Here is a 9,814-nt window from a genome sequence, read left to right on the forward strand (position 1 = left end):
CGGGGCCGCCACGACGTTCGAGGTGACCGTCGAGGTCGACGGGCGGCCCTCACCGACCCTCCCGCTGCCGTCCGCGCCCGCGTCCCCGCCCAAGCGCGGCCTGTCCGCCCTGCTGGCGCGCGCCGACCAGGGCGACAGCACGCCCGCGGCGGACCGCCCGGCCCGACCCGCCAGCCCGGCGGCGACGGCGTTCGGCGCCGCCCTGGACGCGGCCCGGGAGGCCGTGCCGGTGGTGGCGCCACCCCCGTCACGGCTGGCGCTCACCGCGTCCGCGCCCGGGGCCGCCCGCCCGGAAACGGCGCCGGCACCGTCACATGAACCGTCACCCGAACCGTCACCCGAACCGTCGTGGGAGCCGTCCGCGGAACTGTCCCCGGTGCCGGACGACGACCCGGGCTGGGCGGCGGCGACCGAGCCGCCCGTCGTCGTCCCCGGCAGTCCGGACGTGCCGGCGCCGGCGGCCGGGCCCGGCGACCTGGTGGTGCTGGTCGGGATTCGCGACCAGCCGCTGCATGTGGCGCGCACCATGGCCCGGGAGCTGCGCCGCGGCGCCGGTGCGGAGCTGCGCACGGCCGGGGACCACCGCGCGGCGGGCGTGGAGCACGTGATCGTGGACGGCAGCGACGTGAAGAAGGCGCAGGCGCTGGCCGCCGTGGCCGGGCGGCCGCTGTTGATAGCATTCAGTGTCGGTGAGCGCACGTCGTCGAACCCGTTCATCCTCGCCGCGGTGCGCCCCGACCAGCTGTGGCTCGTGGTGGACGCGCTGCACAAGCCGGAGGACACGGCGGCGTGGGTGCGGCAGATCTCCTGGTTCTCCACGCCGGACGCGGTGGCCGTGCTGGGGGCCGGTGACACGGCCACACCGGAATCGATCAATGAGCTCGGCTACCCCGTCGGCTGGGTGGACGGCCGCCCGGCCGCCGCGCCGACACTGTGACCCGTCCCATCAGCACATCCACGGAAGGAAACGCATGCTGGTACTGACACGCAAGATCGGGGAGAAGATCCTGATCGGCGATGACATTGTGCTGACCATCCTCGACGGCGGCCGCGGCGAGGGAATCCGCATCGGCATCGACGCGCCCCGCGACGTGGCCATCCACCGCAGCGAGCTCGTCGAGGCCGTCTCGGCCAGCAACCGGGAGGCCGCCGAGGTGGGTGCGGATTCCGAGCGGCTGCTGCTGGCCGCGCTCGGCATCACCCCACCCGCCTGACCCATCTGAGGCGCAGTAAGTGCTGAAAGTCCGCGGATTCTCAGCACTTACTGCGCCTCAGTTGGGCGAGGCTGGTCGAAGTTCATCCCGGCATCGACGCGCTACTTCTCCCAGGGCGCCTTGATCGGGAAATACCGTTCCAGGAAGCCGGTGACGGTGGCCCGGCGTTCGGCGTCGCCGACTTCCGGGAAGCTGCCGTCGTTCAGGCACAGGAAGTCGGCGTCCCGGGTGGCCAGGATCGTTTCCAGCGACTCCAGCCCGGCCCGCGTGGTGGTGTCCACGTACACGCCCTTGCCGTCGGTGTGCATGACGGCCCGGCCGGTCAGTAGGGCGTAGTAGTGGTACAGCGAGTTTGTCACGGAAATATTCTCCGCCGCCCGGAACGTGCTGGCCGCCGTGGCCGCGAACTCGGCCGGGAACGTGTCCTCCAATTCCTGCAGGACCGAACGGCGGAACGGTGCGGCCGCGTGTTCCAGGTGCCGGGTGGCGATCCGGCCGAACCGGTCCCACAGCAGCCGGCGGTTCACGCGGGCGGAGTTCTCGAAGCCGCTGCGCTCGGCGGCGTTCTCGCCCAGGCCGATCCGGTTGTGCGAGAGCATGAACCGGGTGATGCCGCCCGGGGTGAAGAACATGTCCGGTTCGAGCGGCCGGGCCAGGAACATGTCGTCATTGGAATACAGGAAGTGCTCGGCCAGCCCGTCGATGTGGTGCAGCTGCGACTCGACGGCCATCGAGTTGTGCGTGGGCAGCACCGACGGGTCCGTGAAATGCTCGGCGGCGGGCACGATCCGGATGCGCGGGTGCCCGGCCAGCCAGTCCGGCGCCGGCGAGTCGGTGGCGATGACGATGTTCCGCACCCACGGCGCGAACATGTAGATGGAGCGCAGGGCATATTTCAGTTCGTCGATCTGCCGGAACCGGGCCTCGTGGTCGTCCCCCTCGCCATGCACCGTGCCGGCGGCCAGCGCCGTCCGGGCCCGCCGGTACGCGGGCGAGCTGCCGTCCACCCAGGAGAAGACCATGTCGATCGTGAACCTGACGTCGAATGCGTGGTCGGCGAACATGTTCTCGATCGTCGGCCAGGTGCGCCCGTACAGCTCGACGGTGCCGCGCACGGCCTCGGCCGCGTCGATGGTGCGCCGCGTCAGCGAGTTCTCGATCGGCAGCTCGATGGTGTCGGCGGCGAACCGCCAGAATTCCAGTTGCACGCCCGCCGACGCGCCGTAGTGCAGTCCGCCGGTCGGCTCCACGCGCGGCCGGAACAGCCGCACGATCCGGGTCGCCCCGGACGCGGCGACCCGGCCGTCGGCCACCAGCACGGTCGACTTCTGCGGCGCGTCCACGCCGCGCGCATACAGCGGCTCGTCGGCGAACGCGACGGCGAGGGCGGCCTCGATGCGTTCGCGGTCGGTCGCGTCCACGGCCAGTACGGGCCGCCAGTCATTGCCGCGCACCAGCATGTACGTGATGGCGTATGCGTCAAGGACGGCGCTGACGGCCAACAGGTCCGCCTCCATGGCCTGCTGGCGCGTGAGCGTCCGGTTGACGAGCGCCAGCCTGCCCTTGCGTACGACGACGTCGGTCCGGTTGTGCAGTCGGGCCACCGCCGGGGTGGACGTTTCGGGCACGGGCGCTCCTTCAGGCTGGACGGGTCTCCCCTACCGTACCGGGACCTGGCCCAAACGGAAGAGGTGCTGCGGATCGTAGCGGCTGGCCAGCGCCGTCAGCCGGTCCAGCGTCCCCGACGTGTAGCTCGACGCGAACGGGGCCCGGCCGGCGAAGTTCGGCACGGTCCCGCCGAACGACCACGGCTCCATGGCGGCGTTGACGCCGACGGCGTGCCCGGCCTTGGCCGGCAGGTCCGGTGGGGCGCCCGCGGCGACCATGTACAGGTTGAACGCGGCGTCCCGGTGGCACAGGGCACTCGGGATGGCGGGCTCCGCGCCCAGCGCCCCGCCGAACTGCCGGATCTCCACGATGGTCTGCGGTGAGCCCGTGCCGGGGCCGGCGGCGTCCAGCAGGGTGCCGACGGCCGCCGCCGGGAAGCCGGCCAGCAGTGCGGACGTCTCGGCCGCCGGCATCGGGTCCTCGGGGTCGGCATGCACCATGCCGATCATGGCATACGGCATGGGCCCCACCAGGTCCATGAGCGGCGCCCCGGCCGCGCGCAACGGCGCAAGCCAGCGGGCGCCGTCGTCGTGGTTCCCCGCGTACACGTACCGGACGGCGGCGGTAAACTTGCCGGCCAGCGCCTCGGGGACGCCCGGCAGCGGCGGCAGCTGCATCCACGCCAGCGACGTCGTGGCCTCGGCCGGCAGGCCGGGACACCACTGCGCCCACGCCTCGCTCACGGCGGCCACGTCGTCAGTGCCGAAGATGAGCGCGCCGGCGTAGACCTCGGCCAGGTCGAGCAGGTCGAACTCGACGGCCGTGATGACGCCCAGCGACCCCTTGCCCCCGCGCACGCCCCAGAACAGGTCGGGTTCCGTCTCGGCGGTCACGTGCCGCAGCAGCCCGTCGCCGGTCACGAGGTCGAACGAGCGGACCCGGTCGGAGGCGGCGCCATACGTGCGCGCGAGCGGGCCGATGCCGCCGCCGCTCGTGTAGCCGGCCACGCTCACGTCCGGGGCGGAGCCGCACAGTCCGGCGAGCCCGTGGGTGGCGGACGCGGCCAGGACCGTCCGCCACGTCACGCCGGCACCGGTGCGCGCCCAGCCCTCGGGGCTGATGGTGCATTCGTCGAGCCGGCGGGTGTGGATGAGCAGGGCGCCGTCGAGGTCGCTGGCGATGCCGTGCCCGGTGGCCTGGACGGCGACGGGCAGGTCGTGGTCGGCGGCGAACCGGACGGCGGCCACCACATCCTGGGCGGTGGCCACCTCGGCGACGGCGGCCGGGCTCGTGGCAACGGCGACGTTCCACGGGGTGGCCAGGGCGGCATAGCCGTCATCGGCCGGTTCGTACAGGGTGCCGGCGAGGCCGCGGCGGAGTGCGTCGAAGCGTGCCGGTGTTGGTCCGCTGTGCATGGTTTCTCCTCATGGGGTGCAAGGCCGCGCACCACGAACGAGGCCGCGGCGGCATCCATCCAGAATGCCGCCGCGCCATGCGATTGGCCCGAGTATCGGTTACTTGTTCTTGCGGTGGAACAGCAGCGCCGCGGCGATGCCCGCCAGCCAGAAGTCCTTCGCGAAGGCCGTGCCCGCCGCCGTGGGCCGGATGCGGTCGGGCTCCGTCATGCCGGGGGAGCGCAGGTAGGTGGCGACCAGGCCGCCGGAGAACCCGGCCAGGACCAGCCCGGCCAGCCGCGACGGCACGAACGGCAACAGCAGCGTGCATCCGATGCCGATCTCCGCGCCGCCGAGCAGCTTGCCGAACGTCGCCGCCGGCATCTGCGCCACCGGCGGGATGACGCGTGCCGCGGCGGTCTGCAGGCCGGCCGCATGCTCGTCGCTCAGGTGCCGCTTGTTCAGCCCCGAATTGAGGATGAACGCGCCCGAGACGAGGCGCAGTGCCGCATTGCTGATGCTGAAACCCATGAAAATCCCCTCACGCCGATGGATGTCTCCCAGCCTAGGGATCCGCGGGCACGCTGGCTAGGGCTGTTTAGCGGCCGACGGCGGTGCCCGCCGTGGGTGCCGGTTGTCCCGGACCGGCCAGTGCGGCCGCGAGGCCGGCGACCAGGGCGTCCAGGCCGAGCTCGAACGCGGAGTCGGCCGGGTTGCGTCCGCCGCGGGCCCGCGCCGCGACCGCGTCCGTGAAGTGCGGGGCGTCGCCGGCCAGGTTGCCGGTGTCGAAGATGTCCTCCGACGCGTTCACATCGTAGGCGGAGCCGTAGATGAACGACTCAAGCGCCACGATGGCGTCGATGATCTTTTCGCCGGGCCAGCCGGCTTTTTGGAATCCGGCGGCCACGGCCTCGTACATGTGGACGGTCTGCGGCGCGTTCGTGATCGGCAGCAGCGCAATGAACGGGATCAGCGGCAGGTGGGAGGAGAAGGCGTCCCGGTAGGAGTGCGCCCACGCGCGCACGGCGTCCGCCCAGGGCAGCGTGTCGAACCCTGACACGTCCACCCGGGCCATGAGCCGGTCCTGGACGAGTATGAGCACGTCCTGTTTGGACGAGACGTGGTTGTACAGCGCGGACGGCGCCACGTTCAGCGACCTCGCCAGCCCCGACATCGTCAAGGCCTTGTACCCGTCGCGCGCCACGATGGCCAGCGCCGCGGTGGTGATCTGGGCGCTGCCCAACAATGCCATCGGCGGCCGGCCCGCCCGCCGTCGTACCGGTCTCGCCGCAGCCTTGCCGTCACCCACCCGCGTTCCCCTCTGCCGCTGCCTCCGCTTTACCAAACGCCGTGGCGTCCGTTACAGTCTAAGCTAAATGAACGTCGTTCATTTAGTGAACCCGGTCACCGGCCGGTCGTCAAGAGAGGCGCCCCATGGCAAACACAGCAACCACCCAGAACATTGAGCGTGACGTCGTGATCGTCGGCGCCGGCCCGTCCGGCCTGACCGCCGCCCACGAGCTGGCCAAGGCCGGCCTGAGCGTGGCCGTGCTCGAGGCCCGCGACCGCGTGGGCGGGCGCACCTGGTCCAACACCATTGACGGCGCGTGGCTGGAAATCGGCGGCCAGTGGGTGTCGCCCGACCAGACCGGGCTCATCAGCATGCTCGATGAGCTGGGCCTTCAGATGTACGACCGCTACCGCGACGGCGACAGCGTCTACATCGCCCCCGACGGCACGCGCACCCGCTACACCGGCGAGATGTTCCCGGTCGCGGAGGCCACCGAGGCCGAGATGAACAAGCTCATCGAGACCATGGACAAGCTGGCCGCCCTGATGGACCCGGCCCAGCCGTGGAACCACCCGCAGGCCCGCGAGCTGGACACCGTCTCCTTCCACCATTGGCTGCGCGAGCAGTCGGCCGACGAGGAGGCCTGCAACAACATCGGGCTGTTCATCGCCGGCGGCATGCTCACGAAGCCGGCGCACGCGTTCTCCGCGCTGCAGGCCGTCTACATGGCCGCCTCGGCGGGCTCGTTCACGAACCTCGTCGACGACAACTTCATCCTGGACAAGCGCGTCGTCGGTGGCATGCAGGGTGTCTCCATCGCGTTGGCCGCCGGGCTGGGCGAGAACGTGTTCCTGGACTCCCCGGTGCGCACGATTCGGTGGGAGGAGGACGGCGCCACCGTCGTCTCCGACACCGTCACCGTCAAGGCCCGGCGCGTCGTCATGGCCGTGCCGCCGAACCTGTACAGCCGCGTCTCCTTCGACCCGCCGCTGCCGCGCCGCCAGCACCAGATGCACCAGCACCAGTCGCTGGGCCTGGTCATCAAGGTCCACGCCGTCTACGACACCCCGTTCTGGCGCGAAGACGGCCTGTCCGGCACCGGCTTCAGCGCCTCCTCGCTGGTCCAGGAGGTGTATGACAACACCAACCACGGCGACACCCGCGGCACCCTGGTGGCGTTCATCTCCGACGAGAAGGCTGACTACGCGTTCTCGCTGTCCGCCGAGGAGCGCAAGGACCAGGTCACGGCCGCGTTTGCCGAGTTCCTCGGCGACGCCGCCAAGGAGCCGGTGGTCTACTACGAGTCCGACTGGGGCAGCGAGGAATGGACGCGCGGCGCCTACGCCGCCAGCTACGACCTGGGCGGCCTGACCCGCTACGGCGCCGACCAGCTCACGCCCGTCGGCCCGATCCACTGGTCCTGCTCCGACCTGGCCGGGGAAGGCTACCAGCACGTGGACGGCGCCATCCGCATGGGCCGCATCACGGCAGCCAACATCGCCGCCGACCTGTTGAAGTAACACCCTCCGGAAGGGCCGGGGTTTCGATATGCTCATCCACCGGTGGTTGAGCATATCGAAACCCCGGCCCTTCCCGGGCGGACACCATGCCCCGCAACTATGAACCCGGCGGCCTCGCCGGACACGATGAGGTGACCCCATGAGTGCATCGGATACGGTCAGGAACGCCGCCGGCGACCACGGATTGAGCGAGAAGGGCCTGAAGGCCGGTTCCGTCGGCCTGATCGGCGCCGTCGTCATCGGCGTCTCCTGCATCGCCCCCGCCTACACGCTCACCGCCGCGCTGGGCCCCACCGTGTCCGAGGTCGGCGTGCACCTGCCCGCCATCTTCCTGGTCGGCTTCATCCCGATGCTGCTGGTGGCGCTGGGCTACCGGGAGCTGAACAATGCCATGCCCGACGCCGGCACCTCCTTCACGTGGGCGTCGCGCGCCTTTGGCCCGTGGCTGGGATGGATGGGCGGCTGGGGCCTGATCGCCGCGACCATCATCGTGCTGTCCAACCTGGCCGCCGTCGCCGTCGACTTCTTCTATCTGATGCTGGCGCAGATCTTCAGCAACCCGGCGCTGGGTGACCTGGCGACGATCCTGCCGTTGAACATCGCCACCACGCTGGTGTTCATCGCCGGGGCGTGCTGGATCTCCTACCGCGGCATGGAGACGACGAAGACGTTCCAGTACATCCTGGTCGGCTTCCAGCTGCTGGTGCTCGGCTGGTTCGCCGTGGCCGCGTTCAGCCACGTCGCCAACGGCACGGCCTTCGACGCGACCGCGATCACGGCCGACTGGTTCAACCCGTTCTCGGTCGGCTCGTTCTCGAAGTTCGCCGCCGGCGTCTCGCTGTCCATCTTCATCTTCTGGGGCTGGGACGTGACCCTGACCATGAACGAGGAGACGAAGAACCCGGAGAAGACCCCGGGCCGCGCCGCCACGGTCACAGTCCTGGTCATCATCGTCATCTACATGACCGTCTCACTGGCCACGCTGTCCTTCGCCGGCATCGGCGAGACGGGGCTCGGGGCCGGGAACCCGGCCAACCAGGCCAGCATCTTCGCCGTGCTGGCCGGCCCGGTCATGGGGCCGTTCGCGATCCTCATGTCGCTGGCCATCCTCAGCTCGTCGGCCGCGTCCCTGCAGTCCACGTTCGTGTCCCCGGCCCGCACCCTGCTGTCCATGGGCCACTACCGGGCCCTGCCGCAGAGCTTCAGCAAGATCAGTCCCACGCACAAGTCGCCCAGCTATGCGACCATTGCGGCGGCCATCGCCGCCGCCGCGTTTTACGTGATCACCCGGACGCTGTCCGAGAACGCGCTGTGGGACACCATCACGGCGCTGGGCATGATGATCTGCTTCTACTACGGCATCACGGCGCTGGCCTGCGTCTGGTACTTCCGCGCCGAGGCGTTCCGGAGCGTGCGCAACTTCCTGACCAAGTTCCTGGCCCCGCTGGTGGGCGGCGTGATCCTGCTGGTCATGTTCGTCAAGACGGCGTACGACTCCATGGACCCGTCGTACGGGTCGGGGTCCAACATCGCCGGCCTGGGCCTGGTGTTCATCCTGGGGGCCGGGGTGATCCTGCTCGGCGTGCTGCTCATGCTGGTCATGTACAGGCGGCACCCGGAGTTCTTCCGGGGCCAGGTGCTCAGCCGCACCAGCCAGGCGTACAACCCGTAAACGGGCCGGTCGGCTAGGGTTTTACACGTGCCTGAACCGCGAGAGCTGAGAATAACGTTCGTGCCGGGCGTGACCCCGGGCAAGTGGATCCACCGCTGGGAGGACCGCATGCCCGGGGTCGCGCTCGTCGCCGAGCCCGTCACGCAGCCGCGGCAGCTGCGCGCCCTGCGCGCCGGGGAGGCCGACATGGCGTTCGTGCGGTTCCCGGTCGACCGGGACGGGCTGCACGTGATCCCGCTGTATTTCGAGCAGCCGGTCGTCGTGGCGCCGAAGGACCACCCGGTCGCCGCGTTCGACGAGGTGGCCGTGGCCGACCTGGCCGACGAGTACCTGCTCCAGGACGACGTGCCCGAATGGAACGCCATCGCGGACCCTGCCCGGGCGCCGCTGCCCGCCATGCGAACCGTGGCGGACGCGTTGGACCTGGTCGAGGCGGGGATCGGGCTGTTGATCCTGCCGATGTCCGTGGCCCGGCATTTCAACCGCAAGGCGCTGGCGCACACGCCCGTGACCGGCGTGGCCGAGACCCGGATCGGGCTGGCCTGGCTGCGGCCGGCCGACCCGTCCGCGGACACCGACCCGCTGTTCGAGGAGTTCATCGGCATCGTGCGCGGCCGCGGCGCGAACAGCTCCCGCCAGCCCTCGGTGCACGCCCAGCAGACGGAGCAGGCGCAACGTGCGGCCGCCAAGAAGAGCCGCGACACCGGCGGGCGGACGACGGCGCCGCGCACGGGCGGTGCGCATGGCAAGGGCGGTGCCGGGCGGGGTACCCGCGGTGCGGGCACGGGTGGAACCAAGTCCGGCGGTTCCAAGTCCGGCGGCAAGGGCCGTTCGGGCAAGCGCGGCCGCCGGTAGGGAGTCCGGTCGGGCCATTTTCGCCATTTCTCGGGCGCACTCGACGGTAAATCAATGATTGGGCTATCCATCTAACCGGACCAGCCACAGGATGCAGGAGTCTGGCAGGATTTCCCCCACAACATCCTGTGGTCGCATCGTTACAGGTCCGCTCAAGTGGATAGCCCATATCAATGAATGTCATGCTGGGTGGGTCCCAGATGTTCGTTTGTAACTGGTCAGGTTCTTTGACGGCGTGTCATCCTGCGACTTTGGTGAGG

At 70.3% G+C, this 9,814-nt stretch carries 9 protein-coding genes; 5 read left to right on the forward strand and 4 right to left on the reverse strand.

All coding sequences use genetic code 11. The features are described 5' to 3' along the window. Window positions 1-22: 22 nt before the first annotated feature. Entirely contained in the window at window positions 23-937 is a 915-nt protein-coding gene (locus tag EJC77_RS14985) for a hypothetical protein (RefSeq protein WP_125614296.1), read from the forward strand. Between the two features lie 34 nt (window positions 938-971). Then, entirely contained in the window at window positions 972-1,214 is a 243-nt protein-coding gene (locus tag EJC77_RS14990) for a carbon storage regulator (protein ID WP_125614299.1), read from the forward strand. Between the two features lie 101 nt (window positions 1,215-1,315). Here the strand turns inward: EJC77_RS14990 and EJC77_RS14995 are convergent, their stop codons facing one another. The 4 genes from EJC77_RS14995 to EJC77_RS15010 all read right to left on the reverse strand — a co-directional run bounded on the left by EJC77_RS14995 (window position 1,316) and on the right by EJC77_RS15010 (window position 5,468). Further along, complete coding sequence (locus EJC77_RS14995; protein ID WP_240630276.1) at window positions 1,316-2,842, reverse strand: stealth conserved region 3 domain-containing protein; 1,527 nt, start codon at window positions 2,840-2,842, stop codon at window positions 1,316-1,318. Between the two features lie 30 nt (window positions 2,843-2,872). After that, window positions 2,873-4,237 carry an FAD-binding oxidoreductase gene (locus EJC77_RS15000; RefSeq protein WP_125614302.1) on the reverse strand — a complete coding sequence of 455 codons (1,365 nt, stop codon included), beginning with the start codon at window positions 4,235-4,237 and terminating at the stop codon, window positions 2,873-2,875. A gap of 99 nt (window positions 4,238-4,336) precedes the next feature. After that, window positions 4,337-4,747 (reverse strand): hypothetical protein, encoded by a 411-nt coding sequence (locus EJC77_RS15005; protein WP_125614305.1) that lies wholly within the window; start codon window positions 4,745-4,747, stop codon window positions 4,337-4,339. Window positions 4,748-4,814: 67 nt separating this feature from the next. Next, entirely contained in the window at window positions 4,815-5,468 is a 654-nt protein-coding gene (locus EJC77_RS15010; RefSeq protein WP_125614308.1) for a TetR/AcrR family transcriptional regulator, read from the reverse strand. A 182-nt stretch (window positions 5,469-5,650) separates the two neighbouring features. Here EJC77_RS15010 and EJC77_RS15015 point away from each other — a divergent pair, with 182 nt between their 5' ends. From EJC77_RS15015 to EJC77_RS15025, 3 genes are all read left to right on the forward strand, one after another. Continuing rightward, entirely contained in the window at window positions 5,651-7,027 is a 1,377-nt protein-coding gene (locus tag EJC77_RS15015) for a flavin monoamine oxidase family protein (RefSeq protein WP_125614311.1), read from the forward strand. 139 nt (window positions 7,028-7,166) lie between these two features. Continuing rightward, window positions 7,167-8,699, forward strand: a complete 1,533-nt coding sequence (locus EJC77_RS15020; protein ID WP_125614314.1) for an APC family permease — start codon at window positions 7,167-7,169, stop codon at window positions 8,697-8,699. A 27-nt stretch (window positions 8,700-8,726) separates the two neighbouring features. Continuing rightward, window positions 8,727-9,554 (forward strand): LysR family transcriptional regulator substrate-binding protein, encoded by an 828-nt coding sequence (locus EJC77_RS15025; RefSeq protein WP_125614316.1) that lies wholly within the window; start codon window positions 8,727-8,729, stop codon window positions 9,552-9,554. Window positions 9,555-9,814: the final 260 nt, after the last annotated feature.

The organism is Specibacter cremeus, from assembly GCF_003946885.1.
GTDB classification, from domain to species: Bacteria; Actinomycetota; Actinomycetes; order Actinomycetales; family Micrococcaceae; genus Specibacter; species Specibacter cremeus.

Bases quoted from the DNA above. Each gene is read 5' to 3' on its own strand.
- EJC77_RS15010 (WP_125614308.1), bottom strand. From the start codon at position 5,468: ATGGCATTGTTGGGCAGCGCCCAGATCACCACCGCGGCGCTGGCCATC.
- EJC77_RS15005 (WP_125614305.1), bottom strand. From the start codon at position 4,747: ATGGGTTTCAGCATCAGCAATGCGGCACTGCGCCTCGTCTCGGGCGCG.
- EJC77_RS15020 (WP_125614314.1), top strand. From the start codon at position 7,167: ATGAGTGCATCGGATACGGTCAGGAACGCCGCCGGCGACCACGGATTG.
- EJC77_RS14990 (WP_125614299.1), top strand. From the start codon at position 972: ATGCTGGTACTGACACGCAAGATCGGGGAGAAGATCCTGATCGGCGAT.
- EJC77_RS15000 (WP_125614302.1), bottom strand. From the start codon at position 4,237: ATGCACAGCGGACCAACACCGGCACGCTTCGACGCACTCCGCCGCGGC.
- EJC77_RS15015 (WP_125614311.1), top strand. From the start codon at position 5,651: ATGGCAAACACAGCAACCACCCAGAACATTGAGCGTGACGTCGTGATC.